We start from the raw sequence: 24,913 nt of genomic DNA, 5'->3' as shown, positions 1-24,913 counted from the left end.
AAGTGTGACGCCCGCCTCACCATCAGTCAAGATCGATGGGGCCGGGGCGGGCGATGCACCGCCCGCTACGCCTCCACCACGCTTGCCGGCTCGGGGGACGCGTGCCGCCCCCTGGCCGGCCGCTGGTCCCCATGCCCCGGCCACCACGCCTTGTGCCCGATCAGCGCCGTCAACGCCGGCACCAGGAACATCGACATGACAAACGCCGACAACACGATCCCGATCGCCACCGCGAACCCCATCTGCTGCAGGAACGAGATCGGCGCCAGCATCAGCACCCCGAACGTCCCGGCCAGGATCAGCCCGGCAGCGGCGACCGTGGGCCCGGCATGCTCCACGCCGATGGCCGCCGCCTCATGCGGCTCGTTCCCCTCCCGAGCCTCCTCCCGCAGCCGAGCGATCATCAGGATGTTGTAGTCCGTCCCGATCGCCACCACGAAGAGATAGAGGATGATCGGCAGCTGAAAGGTCACCCCCGGCTTGCCCTGGAGCCCCTGGAAGAGGTAGACCGTCGCACCCAGCGTCGCGGCGAAGTTGAGCAGCACCGCGATCACCAGGTAGATGGGCGCGACGAGGCTGCGCAGCAGCAGCGCGAGGATGAGCGCGATCAGCCCCGCCGCCACCGGCAGGATCACCGACAGGTCCCGGTTGTTCGCCGAGTTGATGTCCGCGAAGATCGCCGTGGTCCCGCCGACCAGCGCCTTCGTGCCGGGCGGCGCCGCCGCGTGCACGGCGTCGCGCAGGTCGTCCCGGACGAGTGTGATGGCCTCGTTGGAGACCGGGTTCTCGTTCAGCAACAGGTTGACCCGGGCCACGCTCGGGTCGCTGCTCCGCTCCGGCGGCTGCACCCGGCCCACTCCCGGGGCCTTCGCGGCGGCCGCCGCGAAGTCGGTGACCTGCTGCTCGGTCAGCGGCGTCCCGTTGCCGGTGGTGAGGTAGACCTCGGTGGGGGCCAGGGCACCGGCGGCGAACCCGCGCTGGAGGTCCTTGGCGGCCTTCGCCGACTCGGTGTCCTGGGGGAAGCCGGCGCTGAAGTCGTAGTCCGCCTTGTAGCTGAGCACGCCCGCGGCGAGCGCGACCAGCAGGGCGCCGGATGCCGCCGCCACGAGGGCCGGCCGGCGGCCGACGGCCGTGCCGAGGCGCCGCGACAGGGTCGCCTTGGGCGTACGCTGCCACGCCTTCGACGGCCAGAAGACGTACCGGCCGAGCAGCGAGACGACCGCCGGGATGAGGGTGAGCGAGGTGACCAGCATGGCGGCGACGGCGATGGCGAGCGCGGGGCCGAGCGAGCCGAAGAAGCCCAGCGAGGCGAGGAGCAGCACGAGGAACGCGACGATGACGGCTCCGGCGGCCGAGGTGATGACCTCGCCGACCCGCTGAACGGAGACGATCATCGCGGTGCGCTTGTCGTCGCCGGCGCGCAGCCGTTCGCGGTAGCGGAAGAGCAGGAACAGGATGTAGTCGGTGCCGATGCCGAACAGCACGATCAGCAGGATCGTCTGCAGGTCCTGGCTAACGTTCAGGTCGAACGCCTTACCCGCTGCGGCGACGAGTCCGGTCGTGATGGTCAGGACGGCGCTGACGACCACGACGGGCAGCAGCGCGGCGATGGGGCTGCGGAAGATGATCAGGATCAGTCCGATGATCAGGATGATCGTCGCGACGCCGACCACGGCGAAGGCCTTGTTGAAGGTGTCCTCGTTGTCGACGAAGCTCGCCACGTCGCCGGCCACGCCGGCGGTGAGCCCGCTGCCGGCCAGGTCCGGGCCGATGGCCGACCGCAGATCGCGTACGGAGTTGAGCAGCGCCGGGTCGTCCGGGGTGGTGGCGTCGAGCCCGACGTTGACCACCTGCACCGACTTGTCCGGCGCCACGGCCGGCGGGCCGGTCTGGTAGCCGGACGTGCTCGGGATGTTCCTGGCCTTGAGCGACTGGGCGAACTGGCCCACCCTCGCCTCGTCCGCCGGGGTGAGCGGCTTCCCGTCGGCGCGCTTGACCACGATGGTCGCCGTGGCCGTGGCCTGCTGGGGGAACGCCTTCTGCCCGAGTTCGGTGGCCTGCACCGACTCGTACGAGTGAGGCAGGAAGCTCTCCTGGTCGGCGGAGGTGATGTCGCTCAGCGACGGCGTGGTGAGGATAATGGCGGCGGCCGCGAGCCGATCACCCACCACGCCCTGGTGACGACGAATCTGCCCAGCCGCTCGAACATGTTTCCCCCGTGTGTTCGGCACAACCGATGTCTGGACCGGACCGCCCGAGCGCCTGTCCGTCACTCTGGCGGCAGCCTCCACTACCGTCTGTGGATGCTACCGGCAACCGCCAATCCTTTTCGGACGGCTCGCGGCGCGGAGCGGCAGGCAAGCAGGCGGCTATCGGGCGCGGCCCACTGTCCTGGCGTCGCCCGGCCTGGCGAGCGGGGGCGCGGCCAGCAGGGCGGCGAGTTGTTCCTGCATGCGTTCCAGTGGCCCGTCCGCGCTGTGCAGTCCCTGGTGAAGGTCGCGGAGCACCTCGTCGGATCCGTTGGTGAAGGCCAATATCTCGGCCAGGGACAGCTGGTGGTTGAAGATCTCCGCCTCGTTCCGCCAGTCATGCAGCATGCCGACGAGCGCTTCGTCGCGCCGGGGGGACAGCACGGCCGAGGACAGCGCGGCGTTCACGGCCGACAGGCTCAAGCGGGGGTAGACCTGCCGGCGAGCCGGCTGCGTGGTGTCCACGGCGAACGGCGGAGCGGCCAGGATCCTTCGGTTGTCCCGCAATTCCTCGCCGATGGCCTGGAGTGCCTCCGCGCGCCTCTCGCGGCCTGCCGCCCAGCGTTCGGCGACGATGCCGGTGATGCCGCCGAGCAGGCCGAGGACCTGCACCGTCGGCTCGAAGCTCGACAGGCCGGATGACCGGGTCCACCAGACGGCACTGACGACGAAGGCCACCGCCAGGCTGCCGGCGGTGACCAGCATGATCCAGGTACGGGGTGCCGTCACCCACGACGGCAGGGGCGCCGGGCGTGGCCACCGCCCAGGTCTGTTCGTCATGTGCCGGGGCGGCGGAAGACGTCCCGGGCGGCCGTGTCGGGACCGGCGCCGGCGTCGCTGCTGGACAGCAGCATGAGGTCCATGCCGAACCGGCGGACCCGCTCGTACGCCTGGAACTGCGTGAAGGCCTCGCTCTCCACGAAGAGGCCGGCCTTGGCCAGCGCGGCGGCCAGGGCCTTGAGCTGGTATTTGCGGGTGATGAGGAGGCGGATGGTGTCGCCGCTCGGGAAGTGGACCTCGCTGCGGTTCGGCAGCACGATCTTCAGGTCCTCGGCCGAGCGGTTGCAGTAGTTGACTTCCTCCCCGTGCCTGAAGGGCGGGGGATTCCCGTGGCTGAGGCGCGTTCACGCCGCGAGCCGTTCGGGTGGTTGGCGTTTCACAGACAGCCCTGCGGCTAGGTCTCCACGCCCTGTTACCGCCAGCCCGGCGGCGAGGATGTTCTTGGCCGCGTTCACGTCGGCGTGGTCCTGATGCCCGCAGGCGACGCACTGGAAGACCGCTTGGCTCTCGCGGGACTCCGAGGCGACATGCTTGCAGGCGTTGCAGGTCTGCGACGTGTACGCCGGGTTGACCTTCTCGATCTTTGCCCCGTGGTAGCGGGCGGCGTGTTCCAGCTTGAGCAGGAATCCGCCCCACCCTTTGGCGAGGATGGCCCGGTTCAGGGCAGCCTTCTGGCGGACGTTACGGCCGGGCTGCTCAACGGTGCCCTTCGCGCTGGCCGTCATGTTCTTGATCCGCAGGCCCTCGACAGCGACCATGCCGTGCTCGCGGACCAGGCGCACGGCGGTCTGCGCGGCGAAGTCAGCTCTGCGGGCCCGGATACGGGCGTTGAGCCGGCCGAGTTGCGCGCGGGTAGCGTCGCGACGTTTCGATCCGCGGTTGCGGCCATGGACCCGCAGCGACCGCGATAGGCGCTGCTGCAACCGCTTGAGCCGGGCCGCCTCACCCGCGGTGACGAACTCCCGCTCGTCCAGCCCCCCGTCAGAGGCGGCCACAGCCACGGCCACACCCCGGTCCACACCGACCGGCGGCTTACCGTTCGGGGCAACCTCGGTCACGCCGTCCTCGACGCAGAACGAGATGTACCAGCGTCCGCCGTCACGCGAGACGGTGGCGTTGCGGATGGCGCCACCCAACGCCCTGGTCCACCGAAACCTGACCGGCCCGAACTTCGGCAGCCGCACCTCACCCCACCTGCGGTTCAGCCGCCGCACCGCGATGTGCTTGGGGTCGGGAAACCGGAACGACGGGGCCGTACGGGCCTTGGACCGCCAGCGCACCTTCCACGTGCCATGCCTCTTGCACGCCCGGTCCAGGTCCCGCAGGGTCTGCTGCAACGTGTGCGACGGCGCGTCGGCCAGCCACGCGCAGTCCGGGTCCTTCTTCGCCTCGGCCATCTGCCCGGCCTGCTCGTTGTAGCCGATGAACCCGCCGCGACGGCGGTACTCACGGCGCTGCTCCAACGCCGTGTTCCACACCGCCCGACACACCGCACCGACCTGTTCGGCGTAGCCGGCCTGCTCGTCGGTCAAGGCGAGCAGATAGCGGCGGCCGGTCAACATTCAGCGGCCCTTCTGCTGCTCGACATACTCCTTGACCGCGGCCAGTGGGGCACCGCCGGTGGTCGCCACGAAATACGAGTTCGTCCATAAAGTCGGCAGCCGGGACCGCAGCGACGGGAACTCCTCACGCAGCACCCGAGACGTCCGTGCCTTAATCGCCTTGACGAGCTTGTGGACACCGAACTGCGGGTCCACCTCTACCAGCAGATGAACATAGTCAGGCATGACCTCCAACGCCACCAGCCACGCCCCCTTCTCCTCTACCACCTCACCAATGAGGTGCTCCAACCGCTCCTCGATCCCGCCGGACAGCACCCGACGCCGATACTTCGGGCACCACACGACGTGGAACGCGCACTGGAACACGACGTCGCTGTTCGACCGAAGGGCAACGGACACCCGTGCAATATACAGTCTCGTGCTATCTACTGTCCGTCCGAAATTGACACGCACGGCCCACGGCTAAAGCCGGGGGTCTGCGCGCTACGCACTTCGATCACCTTGATGACCAGCGACCGACCCTCCTCGACCACTCCTTCAAGCGGACGTAGTTCATGTTCACCGAGAGGTCGGTGTTCTGGCGCAGGGCGCTGATGACGAACTCGCGGAACACCCAGCTGGTCTCGTACTCCCGGGCCGCCTGCTGCGCCATCCTCTCGTCGAGGTGGGACGCCGTGGCGACCTCCACCAGGAGCCGGTCCTGGGGGCGTAGCAGTTGCTTGCTCAGCCGCTCGACCAGGTCGACGTCCTCGTCGAAGTTGGCCATCGTGTTGCCGAGCAGCGAAAACAGCACGGGCTCGTCCCCCATCAGCCGGTCACGCAGTTCGTTCAGCTCGGCCACGTTCTCTTCGACCGAGAAGTCGAGTTGCACCGGGAGCAGCTGATTCCGGAACTGCCGGAAGAAGGGCAGGGACTGTATCGGCTTGAGCCCGAGCCGCAGCAACTCCGCGCTCATGTCGACGGGCACGTAATACATTTCCGGGTTGATCGGCTGGAGATCGGCCAGAACCGCGGCGTCCTTCTCCCCGGTGTCCGGACCAAGGCTGATGTAGTGGTAGGGCCGGCCGTTGTGCCGGGAGTGCAGGCTTCGCCAGCGCCGGCTGAAGGTCTCGATCCCGTCTCTCATGACGGGATAGTTGGGGTCGGTGCAGGCCCGCTGCCAGTTGACCGCCGGTTCAAATTCCCCAATACGAATAGCCGGAGACGATCCGCTTCTCGTCACCTGTCACCTGTGGACGAGAAGGGCCGCTGCAGCTCGGCGGCCAGCTCGTTGAGCTTTCGGGACTGGTCCTCCTCCACGAGGCACAGCGACCAGGAGAACTCGGTTTCCGAAATGACTTTCTCGAGTCGGCGCAGCAGCTTCAACTGCTCCCTGGCCTGCTGCTCCATGTTGTGCCATCCCCCGGGGGTGAGGGCCGACCGTCCCATGTTCCGCTCGCCAACCTTAACAGCGGCAAAGTCGTCGAAGGTACCCACTTCGATGTGACCCAGGGCCGGCGACACCGGACCCTTTAGCGGCAATTGCGGCTATGCAGAAGCCGACCACACGAGGAGTACGCAGTCAGCCTGCGGCCGGCCGATAGGCGTACACGGGCGCTTTCCTGCCGGCGCGCTCCGGACATCTGCCGCCCGGGCCGCCGACCATGCCGACCCTGCCGTCCGGGCAGACGGTCAGGTAACCCCGGCCCGCCCAGAACCCGGGCACGCAGACGAACCAGCGGCAGACATCGGGAGCCGGCTCGTGGACCAGCACGCCGCCGCAGTAGTTGTAGCCGTAGGGGATCTCCGGCGCCCCACACCGCTCGGGGGCTGCCGGCGGCGGCACGCCGGGAGAGCCGCTGGGGCCGGGTGCCGGGTCGACGGGTCCCGGCGTCGGGGCGGACTGAGGAGCACCGGAGCCGACCGGACCGCGAGTCGGTCCGCCGCTGCCGGCATCGGGAGCCGCCCGCCGGGCAGCGGTCGGGCGGGGAGCCAGGGGACCCGAAGGTTCGCCTGCGGCGTCGGGGGCCCTCGTGCGGGAACCAGTCGTGCCGGGCGCCGAGGGAGCCGCGCCCTCGCCAGGGACATCGGGGTCCGCGGTGCGGGAAGCGGTCGGCCCGGGGCCCGAAGGAGCGGCGCTCGGCCCTGTCGCATCGGGCAGGGGACCCGGGGTGACCGGTGCGCCGCCACCGAAGGTGCCCTCGGGTCCCGCCCGGTCGGCAGTCATGGCGTACGCGGACAGGGCGGTGAGCGCGGCGGCGGCCGCCAGTATCGCGAGGCGGCGCGGTGCCGGCGTGGCGATCGCCGGAGCCGGGGGCCGCGGCCGCCGGTCGGCGACCGTCACGGGAGCGGCCTCCCGCGGTGTCGAGGCGGCATGGCGCGGGGTGTAATCCCGTCGCCCAGCCCCGGACATCGTCCACATCCTCCTCTTCGGACCTGCATCGCTCACTCCTCGCGTACCCAGGAAGGCGGTCTTGCACGCGCCCGTACCGGTGACAAGCTCGCGGAATCGGCGGCGGCCCGGCGCGCGAGTGCCTAGCCTGACGGGGAGGCGTAAGGGGGGCATCGTGGCGAACGCGGTCTGGGACGCGCTGGATGGCGTCCGCGAGGTGGAGATCACCGTGACCGGCCGGAAGACCGGCCGGCAGATCACCCACCCCGTCTGGTTCGTGCTGGACGAGGACAGCGTGTTCCTGGTGCCGGTGACCGGCTCGGACAGCCAGTGGTACAAGAACGTCCGGCAGACCCCGATGATCGAGGTGTCGGCGAACGGCACCGCGTTGAGTTCGAGCGCCACCCCGATCACCGAGGCCGGCCGGGTCGAGCACGTGGTGGGGCTGTTCAAGGCCAAGTACGGCGCCGACACGGTGGAGAGCTACTACCCGAGGCACGACGTGGCGGTCCAGGTCCCGCTGGGATAGGCGAGCCAAGTGCGCGAGTACGGGCCAAAGCTGCCAACGCGGTAGGCGCGGCAGAGCCTCCTCGGCGATCCTTTCCGAGGAGGCTCTGACCACTGCTGGCGGACCGGTTCGGCTATCTCACAGGCGCGGGTCCTCCTGGACCTTCAGGGCGTTGAGGATCGGGTCGCTCTCGCCGGTCTCGCCGCGGAGCTCGATCTTCAGATCGCCACCGGCGTGCTCGACGGTGACCGTGTTCATGTCCGCGGTCAGCGCACCCACCTTCGCCTGCACGTCGTGGTCGTAGAGCACGACCTTGCCGTCGACGAGAACATCGAAGGCACGCCTGCCGGCCTTGACCTTCTCGATCTCCGCGAAGTCGAGGCCGATCCGGTACGTCCCGGCGGGGGCGTTCTTGAACACGTAGCTGAACGTCTCGCCGGTCCGCTGGGTGCGGAACAGCGCGTCGTCGTCCGTGCCGGCGATGTCGGCCTTGGTGGCACGCACCTTGCCGCCGACGTGGCCCCACGGCCGCGAGCCGAGCTCCTGGTCCGGCGACCAGACGAAGCCGTCGGCACCGACGTACCCGGATCCGCCCACGTCGACGCCCTGCCAGTAGGCCGAGGTCGCCAGGCGGACCGGCTTGAGCTGGTCCTCGCCCTTGCCGGCGTTCGACGCCACGAGCACGTCCCCGACGAGCACACCGGGCTCGACGCCGGCGTTGTCGGCCGTCGCCGTGACCGTGGTGGACTCCCCGGCCGCGAGCTTGACCGTGCCGGTTGCGGCCGGGCCCGCGAGGGCCAGCCACGGAAGGTCGGCGGCCTCGTGCCCGCCGCCGCTGGTGCGCTTCTGCTCGCTGAGCCGCACCTCGAGCGGGGCGGAGCCGGTGTTGGTCACGGTCACGTCGGCCGTCGCCTTCTGGCCCTTGTCGAGCAGCCAGTCGAAGTCGCCTCCGGTGACGGTGGCGATGCCCGTGGTCAACGCCGTGTCGAGCACCTCGGCCTGGTCCTTCCTGGCGATGGTCACCGGGTGGCTGGCGGTGACGTAGTTCGGCGCCGACACCTGCACGGTGTTCTCGCCGACCAGCGCCTGAGCCTTCCACCGGCCCTTCGCGTCGGCCGTGATGACCCGCTCACCGGCCGGCCCCTTGAGGGTGACGATCGCACCCTCGATCGGCTTGCCGTCGTTCTTGTCGGTGACCGTGCCCTCGATCGTGCCCGCGGCCGGGAGGGTGTACTCCAGCCCTAGGCCGGCCTTCAGGACGGGCTGGTTCACGGAGTACTGGCCCGCGGGATTGCGCGTCAGACTCTCCACACCGACCGTCGCCGACGACCCCCGGGTGAGGGGGTTGTCACCGCCGACGCCGTCGCCGTACCCGATCTGGATCCGTCCGTCGGCGATCAGGGTGACCGAGAAGCTCACGCGAGCCGTCCGGTCGTTGTAGAAGGCTGCATTGCGCCACTCGATGACCTCAGCGGCCAGGCCGTCCACCTCGGTCCTGCCGAAGTAGATGCCCGCCTCGTCGTCGACGACGAGGTCGTCCCAGAGCGGATAGATCGCGTCGATCGGGTAGGGGGACGGCAGTGCCGTGTTGCTCCCCGACGTGCTGGCGCGGTCGAAGGTCAGCGTGCCGTTCGTCGTCACGCACACGCCGTCCCAGGCCGTGTCGTAGAACGGGAACAGGAAGCTGGAGTCGAACCACAGCACGCCGCAGACGTCATCGCCGTGCCACCCGGACTCCTCCGTACCCTGGCGGTAGAGCCCGTCGGTCACCTTCATCGAGTACGAGCGACCGGCGGGGGCCACCGGCACGGGGCCTGGCTCCGGCTGCTCGGGCTGGGGCTCCGGCTCCGCCGCGTCCGCGCGCGGGTCGAGCGTCACACGCAGCGCGGCGATGGTCGGGGCCTTCAGGCCCTTCGAGCCCCGGAGCTCCACGGTCAGCGGACCGCCCTCGTGCTTCACGACGGCGGTGCGCCAGTCGGCGGCGTTCGGCCCCACGGCCGCGGCCGCGTCGTACGCGTAGTCCGTCAGCGTTCCGTCCACGAGGACGTCGAACACCCGCTTGCCCTTGGCCACCTTCTCGATCTCGGCGAACCCGAGGTCGATCGCGTAGGTGCCCTTGGGCGCGTCGGGGAAGCGGTAGAACAACTGCTTGTCCGCCGTGGTGCGCTGCGACTGGAACAGGGCGTCGTCCGTCGTACGTTCGATCCCTGACTGCGTGGAGGCGACCTTTGTCTTCCCCTCGTAGCCCCACGCCCCCTTGCTGGCGGCCTGGTCCCCGGACCAGGTGTAGCCGGAGCCGTCGGTGAACTTCGCGCCGCCGGCGTTGACGCCGACCTGGTACTTCGTGGTCGTGAGCGTCACCGGGACGTAGGTCTTGGACTGGCGTCCGGAGTCGGACCGCACCACGATGTTCGCGCCGAGGACCCCTGGCTTGGCGTCCTTCGAGGAGATCGAGACCTTGACGGTCGTCGACTGACCCGGGGCGAGGGTGCCGCCGGTCGAGGACAGCGACAGCCACGGCAGGTCGGTGAGCAGGTCGTCCTCGACGTCGACCAGCACGACGTCGTCGGCGATCTGGTCGGCCGCCCACAGCGCCCCGGTCGAGTCGGTCTCGAGGCCGCCGCCCTGGCCCGCCTTCCGGCCCGGGAACCACCACGCGTTGACCAGCGAGCAGTCGTCGGGGTCGACCTGCAGCAGGCGGGTGGGCCTGTTCGAGGTGAGGTCGGTGTACCAGATGGTGTCGGACGCCTGGTTGTAGGCCAGGCCCATCACCTCGGGCAGCGGCGGGGCGCAGAAGGACAGCAGCGCGCCCGCGTTGTCGTGCGACGTCCCGGCGACGGTGCCGATCATGCCGTTCGCCCGGCCGCCGACGTAGAACACGTCCTCCGTCGGGTTGTAGGCGAGGCCGGTCAGCTGCAGCGTGGACCAGTCACCCTTGATCTGCCGGGTCTCCTTCCCGGTCTCCCGGTCGAAGCAGTGGATGTAGCTGGCCGGGCTGTCCTCCATCTGGCACATGTCACCGGTCTTGGTGTCGAGCGCCATGTCGAACGCCCGGTAGGCGGGGTTCCACGACGCGTCGAAGACCTTTCCGGTCCGCTTGCCCGTCACCGTGTAGGCGGTGTTGGTCCGCGCGATGTAGTCGTGGACCCAGACGTCGCCGTCGTACCCGATGCCGGAGGGCTCCTTCTCCTGGATCGTGCCCGGGATGGGGATCCGGGTGATGACGTCGCCGCCGGAGGTCGGGCCGACCTTGGCAGCCGCCTGCGCTTCCGCGGCGCTGGACGTCGTCGCCTTGCCGTCGACGTTCGACGGCTTCATGCCGCTCGCACCGGTCTTCCACGCGGTGAGGTCGATCGTGCTGGCCGCACCCGTCCCGGTGCGCGCGGTGGCGCCGGCGGCGTCAAGCTCGGGGTGGCGCGCGGCCTCGCCCAGGTCGTACGTCAGTGGCGCGGAGCCGTTGTTGGTCAGCGTCAGCGAGCCCACGCCGCTCTGGTCGGTACCCAACAGCGCCTCGAGGCCGTCGGCCTTCAGGCCGGCGACACCCGTCGTCAGACGCGCGTCGATCTTGGCATTCGCGTAGAGCTTGTCGAGGGAGAAGGGGTACGCCGCGGTCGTGTAGTTCGGCGCGTCGACCGTCATGGTGTAGTCGCCGACCGGGAGCTGGCGGTGCACGATGCCCGTCCCGTTGGTCGTGACCGTTTCGACGAGGCCGTTCTTGTTCGTGAAGGAGACCTTGGCCCCGGCCACCGGCAGCCCGTCGTTCTTGTCGACGACGGTCGCGTCGAGGTAGCCCCAGTCGGGAAGGTCGTAGGTGACGATCATCCCGTCGTGCAGCACCGGGGCGTTGTCGGAGAACCGGATGCCGTCGACGCCGGCCCAGCCCTGGATGCCGGTGATGGTCTTGGCGCCGCCGGTCACCGGGTCGTCGGTGCCGATGCCGTCGCCGTACCCGAAGATCACCTTGCCCGAGCGGGTGAGCGTGGCCGAGTAGCTGACCGGCTCCGTGTACTCCGACCGGATCGGGTAGGCCCAGATCTTGGCGTTGCGGAACTCGACGACGAACGCGTCCTCGCCGTCGACCTTGGTGGCCGACGTGAAGACGCCCCCGCCGGGGGCGAACTCGACGGGGGTCTGGACCCAGAACGGGAAGACGCCCGCACCGCCGCTGCCGGGTCCGGTGCTGGTGTCCGGGGAGATGACGCCGCGCAGGCTGATACCGAGGGTGTCGTGGCTGCCGTTGTAGAGCGCGATCGGGAACGGCAGTTTCACCGTCGCCCACACGCCGCTGGTGAACGCGACCGGGTCGGTGCCGCGCAGGTACTCGCCTTCGGAGACGGCGCATCTGTAGCCGCCCTTGTCGACGACGAGCCCGACCGGGATCTCCAGCGACGTGTTCTCGGTGCCGACGGTCAGCGGGAGGGACGTCGGCGAGAGGCAGGCGTTGGGCGTGACGGCGAGCCCGTACTGGCCCTCCGGCACACCGGCGATCCTGAACGCGCCGTTGGCGTCCGTACGTACCGGCTTCAGCGGGGTGTCCTTGACGGAGACGTCGGCGTTCGGTACCGGCTGCTTCTTGTCGTCGACGACCTTGCCACTGATGTCGTGGCGCGCGGCGGCCGTGAGCGGCAGCGTGACGGAGGTGTCCTGGCCGAGGGAGATCGTGACGTTGGCGGTCGCGGTCAGGTAGCCGAAGACCTTGGTGCTGATCTGGTAGTCACCGACCGGAAGGTTGATCGTGAATCGGCCCTCCTTGTCGGTGCCGACGGACCGGCTGAACGGTCCGCTGATCGTCACGTCGGCGGCGGGGACCGGGGCGCCGTTGGCGGTGATGACACCGGTGAGGGTGCCGCCCTGCCGGGGCGCGAGCTCGAGCAGGCGGACGAGGTCGAGCCGGCCTTCGCCGTACTTGTTGTTGACGTCGGCGGTGCCGCCGCACTCGGTGTCGTCGACGTCGACGGCCGAGTCGGCGAGCAGGCGGCGGGTCTGCTCGACCTGCCCGATGAGGGTCGGGTCGTAGCTCCACAGGTCGGCGACGGCGCCGGCGACGTGGGGAGCCGCCATCGACGTACCGGCCATCTCGACGTAACTGTTGTTCGGGTAGGACGAACGGACCGCGACGCCCGGAGCGGAGATCTCGGGCTTGATCCGGCCACCCTCACCCTCACCCTTGCGGGAGAACGACGCGAGCGTGCCGTCCGAGTCGTACGCGCCTACGGAGTAGGCACTCTCGGCGGAGCCGGGCGAGGAGACGGTGTCGCAGGCCGCGTACGGCGTGGTGTTGCCCGATGACCAGACGCTGAAGATGCCCGCGGCGCTCCAGGCCTCGTCGATGGCCTGGAAGAAGTCGTCGAAGTTGTGCTCGACGGTTTGACCCCACGAGTTGTTGATGACGTGGGGGCGCTTGGACGGGTCAGGGTTGTTCCCGTTGACGTCGGTCGGGGCGAGCAGCCACCAGCCGGACTTGAGCAGCGACTCGACGCCGCTGCTGTCGCAGCAGCCGTTCGTCGCGATCCACTGCGCGTCCGGGGCGACGCCGACGTGCTCGGTGCCGTCGTCGCCGACCATGGTGCCCATCGTGTGCGTGCCGTGTCCGTTGTCGTCGCACGGCGCGCCCGTGCACGTGCCCCGGGCGGCCATCCAGTTGTAGTTGTGGTCGACGGTGCCGTCCGGCTTCGTGCCGCGGTACTGGTGCATCAGGGCGGGGTGGTCGAACTGGACGCCCGAGTCGAGGTTGGACACGGTGATGCCCGCACCGGTGGCGCCCATGGCCCACGCCTGGGGGGCGTGGATGGCGTCCAGACCCCACGTGGTGGTGCCTGCCCCGGCGGCGGCCTTCGGGGCGGCGGGGCGGGCAGCCTGGTCGGCGGGGACCTTCTCCTCGACGGGCTCGACCAGCGCGACCTGCGGCGTCGCGTGGATCTCGGCGACCTGCCCGACCGAGGCGACGTCGAGCGCGAGCTTCTGCGTGCCGCCCCTCACGAGCACGGCGTTGACGAGCGGGTAGGACGTGTACTTCACGCCCGCCGCGTCGAGCTCGGCGGCGACGGACGCCGCGGAGCTCTTCGCTGCTGCTTGCAGCGCGTCGTAGACGAACTGACCGCGTTCGGTCCAGTTCGCGATCTTCTTGGCGGGGGCGAGATCGGCCCTGGTGTCGAACGTGATCCAGAAGTCGGAGGCCGGCTGCGTGCGGAAGCGATCCTTCAGGTTCGACGCGATCTTGTCGGCGGCCGCGCCGGGATCCGGCTCGGCGGCCGACGCCGGTAATGGCTGGATCATGCTCAGGCCGACCGCTGCGGCCAGCGAAGCCGCGAGGGCTGTGAGTCTCATGCGGGATCCTTCTGCCTACAGGGGTTGGTAGGGGTCGTGGCTCTCGTGCTCGTCGGCGTCGTGGGCGTCGCGGGCGTCGGAGGCGCTGACGCGCGGCTCGCGCGACAGATCGAGAGGTGGCGGGTGCTCGCTGGCGGAGTCGTCACGCGCGACAGGTCGCTCAGCCATGCATTGGCCTACGGCTATGGATCATGCAGTCATGCTCGGCGGACGAGTGACCGCTCGCTATCCAGCGGATACGTCAATTTTCACGACGCGTCGCCGAGGGAGTCCTCTTCTGCGAACACTCCGGCCTCCACAGCCTTGACCGCGAGCGCGGTCCGGGAGGTCACCTTCAGCTTGCGCATCGCCGCACGTAGCTGTTGATCCACCGTGGCCGGCGACTTGGTCAGGATCCGGCTGATCTCCCGGTTCGTCTTGCCGGCGACAACCAGTTGGACCACGTCGAGCTCGCGAGGTGAGAGCTGGTCCCCGTACCCTCGTCGGCCGCCGCGCCACAGTCGCGGAACCTCGGCACCGTGTTCGCGAAGCCGCTGTGCGACACGGTCCGCATCGCCGCGGGCTCCGAGCCTGAACAGTTGCTCGTACTGCGCGGCCAGCAGCTCTCGGCCTTGCTCGATCTGGCCGTGCGCGAGGAGCGCCTCGGCTTGGCGCTCGCGGGCGAGCATGGCGTCGTAGGGACGCGGCAACGCGCCCCAGGCGCGCGCCGCCCGACCGTAGGCTGTCGCCGCGCGGGCGTGGTCTCCGGCCGCCGCGAGCAGCAGCGCACGGCATACGGTGAGCGCGGCGCGAGGCGCAGGCGCCGTACGGCCACGCAGTCCTCTGGCGAACTGGTCGCCCAGGCGTGTCGCGGCCTTCAGGTCGCCCGCGGCGAGATACGCCTCGATCCGGGCGGGGACGAGGTCCGTCGCCCAGACCCAGATGCCCTTTCTCCGGACCGTGTCCATCGGCTCGTTCGTGACCTGCAGCGCCCGGGCGTTGTTTCCGTCCGCCAGCCACAGTCTGGCCAGCGCAGCGGCGGCCTCCATCGTGTCGTCGGCTGCGCCGAGACGGGCAGACTCCTCGAGGACGAGCCGGAACTGCTCCTCCGCAGCGCGCCGCCGTCCGGCCGCGGCTGCCAGCCGGGCCGCGAGGCGAATGCTGCCGAGGTAGTGCGCTGGCCGGTCCCGGTCGGCATCGGCGAGTGCCGCGCTCCGCTCCGCGAGACCCTCCCACCGGCCGGTGAACCACGCCAGGTTGGCCTCTTCGAGTCGGACGTTGTGCTGCAACCGGGACGCCTGCTCGGCCTCGGCAAGGCCCATGGCCACGGCGAGGTGATGTTCCGCGTCGGCGTACCGACCCCAGATCAGCGCGCCGGTTCCGACATTCGCGTGGATGCGGGCCACGTCGAGACGCTCCGCCGAGGTCGCGCCGTCGACGGGCAGGCCGGCGACGACGTCCCAGGCCTCCTCTTCGCCGAGCATGAGCAACGCCGCGGCTCGGTTGCCGGCCAGGTTCAGCCGCTCCGCGGGCGAATCGAATTCGGCGGCGAGCTCGGCGGCGCGATCCAGCCAACGCCGATGGGTCGACGCGGGCCACGGCCCCGCATAGGCCCATCCCAGATAGGTCATCGCCCGAGCCGCCTCGACCGGATCATGGTCGAGGTTGGCCACCGCCTGCTCAAGCTCGCCGAGTGCGGCCTGCGCCTCACCCCCGGTGATCAGGAGCCGACCCAGGGGATTACGGATCTCGGCCTGCTGGCGGGCGGACAGACCAGGGGTCTCCAGCACCGAGCGCAAGGTACGGATCACGCGGTGGTAGACCTCGTCGACCGGTTCGCGACGGCCCAGTGCGGCAACGCCAGCGGTGCGCGCGACTCGTGCCCGATCCCCCGGCGGCAACACCGCCCACGACAACAGATCGACCAGCACGTCGACTGCCTTGGTGTGGTCACCCGAGGCCATGGCCAACTCGGCAACCTGCTCGGCGTACCCCGCCCAGGACCGCGTCTCACCCGCCTCACGGAAGTGGTGGGCAAGGCGTGCGACAGGCGGCGGATGGACGTCCTCCAAGGCCCGGCCGGCCAGCAGGTGGAAGTGCCTGCGGTCGGTCAACGGGATCGCTTCGTAGACAGCCGTGGCGGCCAGCACGTGCCGGAACCGCCACCGGCCGCGGTCGTCTCCGTCCAGGACGCCGGCGCCGGCAGCCTCCGCGACAGCGCCTCGACACGCAGTTGGTGACAGACCGGCGGTCATCGCGATCGTGGCCAGCGACGACCATTCAGCCAACGTCGCCGCGGCTCGCAGCACCTGCTGCGCCGTCGGCGACAGCCTGCCCACCCGCTCCCGGGTGGAGTCGCGCACCGTTGGCGGCACCTGCAGCTCACGCAGCTTCAGCCGGACCCACTGCCCGTCGCGGAAGACGAGGTCGGCACGGTCGCACATGAGGCGAACCGACTCCTCCAGCGCCAGCGGAACGCCGCCGGTCCGCTCGTGCATGAACGTCGCGAACTCCTGCGATATCGGGTTACCGTCCAGCATCGAGGACACCAGCGCCGCCGTGTCGTCGGGTCGCATCGGCGCCAGGGCGATCCTCAGCTGGGTCACGCCAGCGGGCAACCGGGACGTCAGCCGCAGCAACAGCGACCCGACGTCCACCTCCTCCGGCCGATAGGAGATCACGAGGCTTGGCCCGTCCGATTGCTGTCGGGAGGTGACGAACAGCAGGAACTCCAAGGTCACCTCGTCGGCCCAGTGAGCGTCCTCGAGCACGAGAACGTCGACACGCAGAGCCCGCAGCAGCTCGTCCAGGGCGCGGAACAGGCGATGCCGTGCCGCCTTCGCATCGTCCAGGGGCGGCAGTGCGGGCGGCAGGTCCGAGGACCATTCAGGGAACAGGGGCCGTAACGCACCCGCAAGCTCGCTGAGCCGCAATCGCGACACCGGGCGGTCGATCCCACGGAACGCGTCGACGATCGGCCCCAACGTCAGCGACTCGCGAAGCGGTGGGCACACCGAGACCAGGGCGGTGTGCTGGTCCGGCGCGGCCAACCACTCCCGCAGCAGTCGGCTCTTCCCGATCCCCGCCTCGCCCTCCACCAGCACGATCGCCGGTGGCCGGGCCAAGGCGCCCCGAAGCGCCGTCAGCTCCCGATCACGACCCACGAAATGCGGCGTGGAAACCATCGGTGACGTCCGGTCGTCCTCGGGCGAGGGGTCGAGCATGCGTGATGATCTCTCTTTTTGCTGCTCGGCCACAAGTACCATCGCGGCGACCCGCGTTGCGGGAACCTCTGCCGGAGTACCGATAGTGGCGCGATCCAGGTACTGCCGGAAGCGGAGGGCCGGGCTGCCTCGCCCGGCCCTCCCCGACCGCACTCACTCGTTGCGGGCGGTCTCCGGGCCGGTGATCCGGCGCAGCAGCGGCAGCGTCAAGGCGACGATCCCCAGCGACACCGCCAGCCCACCGGCAACCATTAGGTAGAACGACCCGTCCGGAGCCAGCAGCGTGTAGCCGAGCTGCGCCCGCAGGAACAGGTGCGCCGCCAGGAACCCCATCCCGGTCGCCACCGCCGCGACGACCAGCAGCGGCACCACCGTCTCCAGCGCCACCACCCGCCGCAGCGTCCGTAGCTGCACCCCGCTGAGCCGCAGCATGCTGAACGGCCGCTTCCGGTCGCTCAGCCCGCCGGCCACGCTCACCGACAGGCTGCACCCGGCGATCGGCAGGCTGGCCAGCATGACCACGTTGGCCAACTGCTGGAACCGCACCATCTGCCGGGCGCTGTTCGACTCCCACTCGGCGGTGCTGAGCGGGGCCCGCCCCGTCGGGAACGCGTTGATCAGCATGGTCCGGGCCTGCTCGAAGGCGGCCCGGCTGGTGGTGTCGACGACCACCGACCGGATCGGCAGCCGGTCGACCTGCGCCGGGTCCATGTCGGCGGCGGGCCAGACGTAGCTGTCATTGGTGAGGTCCCACGCGCGCTCGCCGATCAGGTCGTCGGCCACGGCCGCGGCCCGCGCGCCGGCGGGGCAGGTGCCGAACACCGCCAGCCGGTCCAGCTCAGCGCAGGTGATGATGCCCGGCCACCACCATCGATAGGCCGGGGGTTCCGTCCCGTTCACCTCGAGCGGGGGTGGTGTGTCGACGGGATTGGCCCGGACCAGGGTGACGCTGCGTACCCCCGGGATCGTCGCGAGCCCGGCCGGGATCTGGTCCGCGGTCGGTGCGGGGCCGCCCTCCTCGGGCTCGAACGACTTCGACAGGGACGTGGCGGCCACCGAGTCGGTGCGCGGCTCGCCCCGGTTGGCCACGTAGGTGGTGATGATGCCGGTGGCGACGCTGGTCACGAAGAGCGCCACGATCAGCCCGCTGACCGACCGGAAGGCCGCCTTGGGATTGTCCGCGAGGCGTCGCCCGGCGATGAGGGTGGCCGGCCGGCTGGCCCGTCCGGCCAGCAGGCGGGCGCCGAGCATGGTCAGCCACGGCCCGGCCAGCAGCAGCCCGGTCAGGATCAGGAGAAACCCCGAGAGGTACGCGGTGAGCTGGCCGTTGGTGGTGGGGGGACGCCGGCCGATGAAGTACGTCAGCTCGGCGAGCCCGGCGACCAGCGGGATCAGCCGCCAGGCGCGCGGCGGTTTCGGGGTGACCCGGCGCGCGACGCCCAGCGGGGAGATCTGCACCCGGCGCAGGGCCAGCCAGGAGGCCACGACGGCGCCGAGCGGGATGCCGAGCGCGACCGCCAGGACGTCGCCGACGGCGAGTGACAGGTCGGCGGTGAAGAAGCGCTCGCCGGTGAACGGTATCGCGGCGAGCCCCGGGCGGAGCGCGAGGAACAGGCCGAACCCCACGGCCGTGCCCACCGCGGCCGCGAGCACCGACTCGACGGCGGAGATGACGGAGATCTGCCGGGGCGTGGCGCCGATCAGCCGCATCGCGGCGAAGCGCTGCTCCCGGCGGGTCGCGGCCAGCCGGGTGGCGGTGCCGATGAAGATGAGCACCGGGAAGAGCAGCGCGACCGCGACGATGGACAGCACGAGGGCCATGCCGTCGTGGTTGATGCCGACGTAGCAGCCCCTGGAGCAGCCGCTCGGCGAGGTGTCCATGATCTGCGTGACCTTGCCCGCCCCCAGGTGCTCCAGGTCGGTGGGCGTCCGGCCGATGACGATGAGCAGCGAGTCGGGGGACGGCAGCGCCACCCGTCCGATGGTGCCGACCTGATGACCGGGGAACCGGTCGCCGAGTTGCGCGGCCGGGGTGGTCCGCAGCAGCTCGCCGAGGGCGGGCGAGACGTAGTACTCACCGGGGCCGGGCAGGCGCGGGATGCCCGGGGGGACGGGCGCGTCCGGACCGGTCGCCGCGACCTCGACCCGGCCGATCGAGTCGCCGTGGTAATAGTCCTCCCGGATCAGCCACCACAGCGGGTCGATCGATGAATCGGCGGCGGCCGGCGCCACGGCGGTGTTCAGCCAGGCATAGCGTTGGTTCTGCGCGTTGACCGCGTTCATGCCGGCGAGCGTGGCGAGCAGCATGCCGACACCGAGCGCCACGGCGGTGGCGATGACGGCGAGCCGGGTGGCGGCCTCGCGCCCGCCGGCCAGGGACAGTCGGACCGCGAACCGGATCATGCGGACACCAGCGCGTTCACCTTGCCGTCGCGCACGATGACCTGCCGGTCGGCGTACGCGGCGACGCGGGCCTCGTGGGTGACGAGCACGACGGTGGTGCCCTGTTCGCGGGCCGAGGAGACCAGCAGGTCCATGACCTGTTCGCCGGTCAGCGTGTCGAGCGCGCCGGTCGGCTCGTCGGCGAACAGCGCACCGGGCCGGGCGACCAGGCCGCGGGCCAGCGCGACGCGCTGCGCCTGCCCGCCGGAGAGTTCACCGGACCGGCGCCGTTCGAGCCCGTCCAGGCCGAGCCGTTCGAACCAGGGCCGCGCCTCCTTGAGCGCGGCGGCCCGCTTGACGCCGCGGAGCAGCAGCGGCAGCGCCACGTTCTCCTCCGCGGTCAGCTCCGGCACGAGCTGCCCGAACTGGAACACGAACCCGAACTGGTCGCGGCGCAGGACGCTGCGCTGGGTCTCGCTGAGGGTGTCGATCCGGCGGCCGTCGAAGTGGATCTCGCCGGCGTCGGGCACCAGGATCCCGGCCAGGCAGTGCAGCAGGGTGGTCTTCCCGGAGCCGCTCGGGCCCATGATGGCGACGATCTCGCCCGGTTCCACCAGGACGCTGGCGCCGCGCAGCGCCGGGGTTTCGCCGAAGGACAGCGTGACGTCGCGTGCCTCGATGGCCTTCACTTCCGCACCGCCTTCGCGAGGGCGTCCAGCCGGGCGGCCGTGGTGTCGATCCAGTGCAGGTCGGCCTCCAGGTGGAACAGGCCGTGGTCGGCGAGCATGGCGTCGACCAGGGTGCCGGAGCGCTTGATGTCGGTGAGCTCCTTCATCCGCACCAGGTGGGCGGCGCGCTGGCGGTCGAGGTAGTCCTCGGCGGGGCGGCCGAGCATCAGCGCCAGCACGACCTTGGTGAACAGGACCGTCTGCAGGTTGGGCTCGGCCGGGACCGGCTCGGTCAGCCACGACTCGACCTCCGTCGCGCCCCGCTCGGTGATGACGTAGCGCTTGCGCTCGGGGCCCACGCCCGGCTCGACCTCGCCGATCACGATCTTGCCGTCGCGGGCGAGCCGGCTCAGGGTCGCGTAGACCTGGCCGAAGGGCAGCGGCTTTCCCCGGTTGAAGAAGGCGTCGTAGTCGCGCTTGAGGTCGTAGCCGTGGCTGGGCTCCCGTTCGAGCAGGCCAAGGAGGGTCATGGGAACGCTCATGGGCGAAACTATAACCCGAGGGTATACCTCGCATACATATCTTGCGCGTATGTCAGCGCGCCCTCCCGCTGTCGGCACCGGCACCGGCAGCCGCCGGCTGTCCGGCCGCCGACGACGGGCTCAGCGCGAACTGGCCCGTGCGGCCGGTCCTGGTCCTGCCCAGCCGGTGGGTCAGCGGCACCAGCACCCCGTGCAGCAGCGGATGCTTGCGGACCAGCGCCCGGCTCGCCGCCCGGTACTCCGCCCCGCTCAACCGCCGCGCCACCGCCTCCACCGCCTCCCCGGTCGGCTTGCCGAGGGCCGTCGACGGGGCCAGCGTCACGTGCGGGTTGCTGCGGATCCGCCGGGTCTTCCACGCCTTCTCGAAGCTGCGCACGTACGCCCGCTCCCCCGCCACCGCGACGCTCACCGCCCAGATCTGGGCCGCGCTGCCGCCCAGGTCGGCGTCGACCACGTGCGACACGGTGTGCGCCGCCGCGCCGACGATGTAGCCGGCCAGGGCGACCGCCAGGGCGTCGGCCCAGATGAGCGCCAGCAGCAGGGTCGCCCCGATGCCGAGCTGGAACGCCCGACGTCGTGCGCGAAGTGCTCGTGCGGCGGGAACCCCACCGCCGAGCTGAACGAGCCCGCCGGGCCAGCGCCCACACCCCGACGACCACCGACACCGCGCCGAGCAGCGCGGCGCGGGCGGGAGCACCTCGGGCCGCCGAAGTCGGTGTCTGGGGTGCGGACGTTGGCGCTCGACGAGGCCACGGTGAAGCTGTTGTGGGAGTTGTGGCATAAGCAGCGGCGCCGGCGCGGCGGGGTTGATCCGAAGGGCGGGTCTTCGTCCACGTGAATGGGCGTTCGGTGCGCCCGGACTGGTTGACCCGCCGTTTCGCGAAGCTGGTCAAGCAGTTGGGGTTGCCGCCGGTGCGGCTGCACGATCTGCGGCACGCGGCTGCGGGGCTGGCGTCGGCGGCCGGGGTGGACCTGAAGATGATCCAGCACGACATGGGCCACGCCAGCCCGGTCACCACCGCGGAGACCTACATCTACGTGTTCAAGAAGATGGCCAAGGCCGCAGTGCGGGCGAGCGCCGAACTGCTGCTGTCGCACGTGAAGATCCGGATGTCACTGGAGGGTGCCTCCCAGGCCTGACCTGGTCATCCGCGCAGTCATGGGGTGGGCGGGCAGGTGCGGCTGGGTGGCGTCGGAACCCGTCGGGCTGCCCGGAGAGACGGGGAGGCACGCCGTCTCTCCGGGCAGCCTGCGGCGAGATCGTCACTCGCTTTCGCGTGCCCGCCAACTTCTGCCCCTCGGAGCGGCCTGGTTCTTCATCTTGGACCGCCTTTGCGCGGCGCGGGTGTCGATGGCTGGCTTCGTCTCGGCCGTCGCCGGATGCCGCCCTGCGGTGTCGCGGCGTCCGGCGGGCTGCCGCATCTCAGCCCCGGGTTTGCCGGCCTTGAGAATGAGGCGGACGGTGGCTTCGGCGGCCTTGTGCTCGGTCGCGGGGAGGCTGGTGGTGTAGGTGTCGGCGGTGATCCGGATGGTGGCGTGGCCGAGCTGGTGTTGGATGGTCTTGAGGTCGGCGCCGGCGGTGTGGGCGAGAGTGGCGGCACCGTGGCGGTTGGTGAACACCTAGCCGCTGTCGTGGCAGACCTTCCCGGCGCCGGTGCGTGCAGCGTCGCGAACGCCATGCAGGCCAAGTCGGTGTTCCTGCCGGTCGAGGCGATGTGTCCCGCATACCAGCGCCTTGACCTGCCGCCACGACCCTCTCGGTATTACCGAGAGCAGACCGTGCAGCGTCCACCGACCGCCGCCGGACGCTCAGAACAGGTCGCCCCGGAGGTGCACGAGTCGGTCGTCCGGCTCACGGACGACGCGACCGCCGCCCAGGTCCTCGACGACGTGCGCCTGGTGGTGACCACCTGCGCGAGATACGTCTCCGCCGGACCGATCACCGAGAACGGGGCCGTGGTCAAGCCGAGGCGACGCACGAGTGGAGCATGCTCGACGTCGACTTCACCGGGTCGGGATCGATGATCGTGCGGCACGCTTTCACCCTCCGCCGCGCCGGCAGCGGCGAGGTGGTGGAGCGTTCCGCGTACCTGAGCGGGTACGTGAGAGTCGGTGACCTGGTGGCCGTGCTGACGCAGCTCGACGACAATCCGCAGCGGGCGCGCGACCTCACCGTCCGCGCCGCCCACCGGCTCTGCGCCGCCACATCGCACTGCTGAACCTTGTCACCTGCTGACGTTCCGAAGGGAGGGCCTTCGCCAGAGCTATCGAGGCCAATCGGAGGCTGGCGGTGTCTTACCTGGATCATCACCCGCGAGTTGCTGATCGCCGACAGCCCACGTCGCCCATCGTTGTCCAGCCGTCAGATCACCATGGCACCGGTCAGAAGATCGTGCTGGGCGACGTGTCGGACTCCTCGAAGGCCGTGGTCGCCGACTCGGTACGGCTGATCCGCACCGCCGTGGACACGAAGCTGCGGAACGTCTCCAGCAGGTGCCACACCATCGGTGTGCAGGGCACCGTGCAGTCCTGGTTCAACGACCCGACCACCAACCACGGGTTCATGCTCAAGGCCGTCGACGAGGCCCCGCTGGCGCGAGGCGGCCCGCGGTACGAGGCGGCCGAGTACGCGTACATGACCAAGGGGCAGCAGGACAACCACCCGAAGCTGCTGCTGACCTGTGGTCGGCCCGGGGTAACCCTGGCCCCGCCGACGACGGTCTACTCCACGGGTGCGCAGCTGAGCTGGAGCGCCTACATCGACCCGAGTGGCTCTCCGGACGATGACATCGTCCAGTACCAGGTGCACCGCAGCCTGAAGCAGCACTTCACCCCGTCGGCCGACAACCTGGTCGCACCGGTGGATGCGCAGGTCACCACCTAGACCGACACCAGCGCCGAGCCGACCGCGGCGGATGATCCGGATCCGTTCGGCCGTTACTACTACATGGTCGCGGTGAAGAACCGCGACGGCGCCCTCATCCCCGCATCCACCGAGGGGGCGCGGCTGCCAACGCGGCCGGTACCGGGGTCGTTGAACGTTGTTGCGCCGAGTGAACCCGCTGCTACGGCCCGGCCGTGAGATAGCAGAGGAGGTAACGGGTTGAGCATGTTGGGCGACGAGGAACTGCGGGCCGAGATGCGGGCGGCGTCATGAGTGAAAAGGTGCCCTTCAACGAGGCTGGCGCAGCGGGTGGAGTTGCTGGGGGAACATCGTGTTCGGCGTTTTCGGTCAACTGGCTGAGCGGTCGCGCAGATGGGCTGCCTTCATGGTCGGCGGGTGGGGCGGGTGTCCCACCGGTACAAGAACCATGCCTGGCGGATGAGGCTGCGGATGGTGACGATGGCATCAGCGAGGTTGACGTGAGCGCTGGCCACGTCTTCTTTGCGTTCGTAGCGGTGTTGTAGCCGGTTGAAGGCGTCGTGTCGGGCGTTCGTGGGCTCGATGTGCTACCGCCGGGTGGCCTGGACCGGGGCTTTGACGCCCTTGTGGGCGATCTCGCCGGTCGGCCTGTGGGCGGTGAGCAGGGCCTCCGTCACCGTCGGGGTCGCCACGGAGGAGACCGGCACTGATGTGGTTCCGGATATGAGCGGTGGTCAGCGCGGCTGATCCGGGGCAGGGAAGGGAGCGTTGCGCGTTGGCCGCCGCCGGTCCGACCGTTGAGCTCAGTGAGAGCTGGTTGCGGGCTTTGGAGGCGTTCACCGGGATGAGGGTTTCCCGGGCGGAGCTGCCGTTGTTGCGGGATGACATCGGCACGCTGGAAACGCTGGAGTATCGGGTGCGTACGGTGCTGGGTCCGTTGCTGGAGCAGACGATCAGGGCGGTCCGGCAGGCGGGGGAGGGTGAGGCCTTCGACCGGTTCGTGGCGCAGACGGCTCCGTTCGTGGGGAAGATGGCTGAGACGGCCGACCTGATGCTCGCCGTGGTCGAGGCGGAGAAGAAGTTCTTCCTGGAGACGGAGGTCGGCAAGCGTACGGCGTTGGCCAGGTTCAACTTCATGATTGCCGAGTTCGCCGTCGCCGCGGCGATGTGGTTCTGGAATCCGGTGGGGGCGGCGGCGCACATCGCCCAGACGCGGACGATCATTCAGGCGATCCTGCGTTCGGCGTTGGTGCGGTCGGCGGCGAGCGGCACGGCTATGCAGATGTTGTTCATGCCGGGTTCTGCGGTGCCGACCGGCGGACCGGGCCGGCGGCGTCATGAGCGGGCAACGGATCGAGTTCAACGGGGATGTCCTGGCCCAGAATGTGCCGGCGGTGCTCCAGTTCAAGGACCACCTGATCAGCACGGTGGACCCGGTGCGCCAGATCGCCGAGTGCC

The 24,913-nt window shown here is 70.1% G+C and carries 21 protein-coding genes; 5 read left to right on the top strand and 16 right to left on the bottom strand.

The features are described from left to right. Positions 1-65: 65 nt before the first annotated feature. From B0E53_RS05940 to B0E53_RS36910, 8 genes are all read right to left on the bottom strand, one after another. Positions 66-2,168, bottom strand: coding sequence for an MMPL family transporter (locus tag B0E53_RS05940; RefSeq protein ID WP_107075075.1), 2,103 nt, complete (start codon positions 2,166-2,168; stop codon positions 66-68). Positions 2,169-2,369: 201 nt separating this feature from the next. Next, entirely contained in the window at positions 2,370-2,954 is a 585-nt protein-coding gene (locus tag B0E53_RS05935) for a hypothetical protein (RefSeq protein WP_107075060.1), read from the bottom strand. A 71-nt stretch (positions 2,955-3,025) separates the two neighbouring features. Then, positions 3,026-3,286, bottom strand: coding sequence for a hypothetical protein (locus B0E53_RS05930; RefSeq protein WP_107075059.1), 261 nt, complete (start codon positions 3,284-3,286; stop codon positions 3,026-3,028). An 87-nt stretch (positions 3,287-3,373) separates the two neighbouring features. Further along, entirely contained in the window at positions 3,374-4,591 is a 1,218-nt protein-coding gene (locus tag B0E53_RS05925) for an RNA-guided endonuclease TnpB family protein (protein ID WP_107075058.1), read from the bottom strand. Further along, the gene (tnpA, locus tag B0E53_RS05920) at positions 4,592-4,990 is read right to left on the bottom strand and encodes an IS200/IS605 family transposase (RefSeq protein WP_107075057.1); all 399 of its coding nucleotides are present in this window, start codon (positions 4,988-4,990) and stop codon (positions 4,592-4,594) included. Between the two features lie 97 nt (positions 4,991-5,087). Further along, positions 5,088-5,813 carry an L-histidine N(alpha)-methyltransferase gene (locus B0E53_RS05915; protein WP_281492838.1) on the bottom strand — a complete coding sequence of 242 codons (726 nt, stop codon included), beginning with the start codon at positions 5,811-5,813 and terminating at the stop codon, positions 5,088-5,090. Further along, entirely contained in the window at positions 5,810-5,980 is a 171-nt protein-coding gene (locus tag B0E53_RS37370; protein WP_168215238.1) for a hypothetical protein, read from the bottom strand. The genes B0E53_RS05915 and B0E53_RS37370 overlap by 4 nt, the downstream gene beginning before the upstream one ends. Positions 5,981-6,152: 172 nt before the next feature. Then, a complete protein-coding gene (locus B0E53_RS36910) occupies positions 6,153-6,416 on the bottom strand; it encodes a hypothetical protein (protein WP_146167599.1) in 264 nt (87 codons plus the stop codon). A gap of 721 nt (positions 6,417-7,137) precedes the next feature. On the opposite strand from B0E53_RS36910, the gene B0E53_RS05905 reads away from it, so the two are divergent. Continuing rightward, complete coding sequence (locus B0E53_RS05905) at positions 7,138-7,491, top strand: nitroreductase/quinone reductase family protein (protein WP_107075054.1); 354 nt, start codon at positions 7,138-7,140, stop codon at positions 7,489-7,491. Positions 7,492-7,608: 117 nt separating this feature from the next. On the opposite strand, the gene B0E53_RS05900 is transcribed toward B0E53_RS05905, so the two are convergent. The 7 genes from B0E53_RS05900 to B0E53_RS05875 form a co-directional block, all read right to left on the bottom strand. Further along, a complete protein-coding gene (locus B0E53_RS05900; RefSeq protein ID WP_107075053.1) occupies positions 7,609-13,797 on the bottom strand; it encodes a S8 family serine peptidase in 6,189 nt (2,062 codons plus the stop codon). Between the two features lie 15 nt (positions 13,798-13,812). Further along, entirely contained in the window at positions 13,813-13,965 is a 153-nt protein-coding gene (locus B0E53_RS37365) for a hypothetical protein (RefSeq protein WP_168215237.1), read from the bottom strand. Between the two features lie 80 nt (positions 13,966-14,045). Then, the gene (locus B0E53_RS05895; RefSeq protein WP_246835261.1) at positions 14,046-17,033 is read right to left on the bottom strand and encodes a LuxR family transcriptional regulator; all 2,988 of its coding nucleotides are present in this window, start codon (positions 17,031-17,033) and stop codon (positions 14,046-14,048) included. 120 nt (positions 17,034-17,153) lie between these two features. Beyond that, on the bottom strand, positions 17,154-19,403 hold the full coding sequence (locus B0E53_RS05890) for an ABC transporter permease (RefSeq protein ID WP_107075051.1): 2,250 nt from the start codon (positions 19,401-19,403) through the stop codon (positions 17,154-17,156). Further along, positions 19,400-20,071 (bottom strand): ABC transporter ATP-binding protein, encoded by a 672-nt coding sequence (locus B0E53_RS05885; RefSeq protein ID WP_107075050.1) that lies wholly within the window; start codon positions 20,069-20,071, stop codon positions 19,400-19,402. The genes B0E53_RS05890 and B0E53_RS05885 overlap by 4 nt, the downstream gene beginning before the upstream one ends. Beyond that, positions 20,068-20,592: a PadR family transcriptional regulator gene (locus B0E53_RS05880; protein WP_107075049.1), complete on the bottom strand. Its 525-nt coding sequence runs from the start codon at positions 20,590-20,592 to the stop codon at positions 20,068-20,070. Before B0E53_RS05880 ends, B0E53_RS05885 begins: the two co-directional genes overlap by 4 nt. A gap of 52 nt (positions 20,593-20,644) precedes the next feature. Continuing rightward, on the bottom strand, positions 20,645-21,289 hold the full coding sequence (locus tag B0E53_RS05875) for a hypothetical protein (RefSeq protein ID WP_210405948.1): 645 nt from the start codon (positions 21,287-21,289) through the stop codon (positions 20,645-20,647). 152 nt (positions 21,290-21,441) lie between these two features. On the opposite strand from B0E53_RS05875, the gene B0E53_RS05870 reads away from it, so the two are divergent. Then, on the top strand, positions 21,442-21,732 hold the full coding sequence (locus B0E53_RS05870) for a tyrosine-type recombinase/integrase (RefSeq protein WP_246835260.1): 291 nt from the start codon (positions 21,442-21,444) through the stop codon (positions 21,730-21,732). A gap of 123 nt (positions 21,733-21,855) precedes the next feature. On the opposite strand, the gene B0E53_RS38540 is transcribed toward B0E53_RS05870, so the two are convergent. Continuing rightward, positions 21,856-22,212: a hypothetical protein gene (locus B0E53_RS38540; protein ID WP_210405947.1), complete on the bottom strand. Its 357-nt coding sequence runs from the start codon at positions 22,210-22,212 to the stop codon at positions 21,856-21,858. A gap of 368 nt (positions 22,213-22,580) precedes the next feature. On the opposite strand from B0E53_RS38540, the gene B0E53_RS05860 reads away from it, so the two are divergent. From B0E53_RS05860 to B0E53_RS05850, 3 genes are all read left to right on the top strand, one after another. Then, positions 22,581-22,811 carry a hypothetical protein gene (locus B0E53_RS05860; RefSeq protein ID WP_107075047.1) on the top strand — a complete coding sequence of 77 codons (231 nt, stop codon included), beginning with the start codon at positions 22,581-22,583 and terminating at the stop codon, positions 22,809-22,811. Between the two features lie 185 nt (positions 22,812-22,996). Beyond that, a complete protein-coding gene (locus B0E53_RS05855) occupies positions 22,997-23,476 on the top strand; it encodes a hypothetical protein (RefSeq protein WP_210405946.1) in 480 nt (159 codons plus the stop codon). Positions 23,477-24,230: 754 nt separating this feature from the next. Continuing rightward, the coding region (locus tag B0E53_RS05850; protein WP_146167598.1) for a hypothetical protein at positions 24,231-24,913 on the top strand (683 nt) is incomplete at its 3' end.

Source organism: Micromonospora sp. MH33 (assembly GCF_003013775.1).
GTDB lineage: Bacteria > Actinomycetota > Actinomycetes > Mycobacteriales > Micromonosporaceae > Micromonospora > Micromonospora fulviviridis.
This window is presented reverse-complemented; position numbering and strand designations above follow the sequence as displayed.

Excerpts from the sequence above, each read along its gene's own strand:
- B0E53_RS05935 (WP_107075060.1), bottom strand. The coding sequence starts at position 2,954 with ATGCTGGTCACCGCCGGCAGCCTGGCGGTGGCCTTCGTCGTCAGTGCC.
- B0E53_RS05925 (WP_107075058.1), bottom strand. The coding sequence starts at position 4,591 with ATGTTGACCGGCCGCCGCTATCTGCTCGCCTTGACCGACGAGCAGGCC.
- B0E53_RS37370 (WP_168215238.1), bottom strand. The coding sequence starts at position 5,980 with ATGGAGCAGCAGGCCAGGGAGCAGTTGAAGCTGCTGCGCCGACTCGAG.
- B0E53_RS05900 (WP_107075053.1), bottom strand. The coding sequence starts at position 13,797 with ATGAGACTCACAGCCCTCGCGGCTTCGCTGGCCGCAGCGGTCGGCCTG.
- B0E53_RS37365 (WP_168215237.1), bottom strand. The coding sequence starts at position 13,965 with ATGGCTGAGCGACCTGTCGCGCGTGACGACTCCGCCAGCGAGCACCCG.
- B0E53_RS05890 (WP_107075051.1), bottom strand. The coding sequence starts at position 19,403 with ATGATCCGGTTCGCGGTCCGACTGTCCCTGGCCGGCGGGCGCGAGGCC.
- B0E53_RS05880 (WP_107075049.1), bottom strand. The coding sequence starts at position 20,592 with ATGAGCGTTCCCATGACCCTCCTTGGCCTGCTCGAACGGGAGCCCAGC.
- B0E53_RS05860 (WP_107075047.1), top strand. The coding sequence starts at position 22,581 with ATGCTCGACGTCGACTTCACCGGGTCGGGATCGATGATCGTGCGGCAC.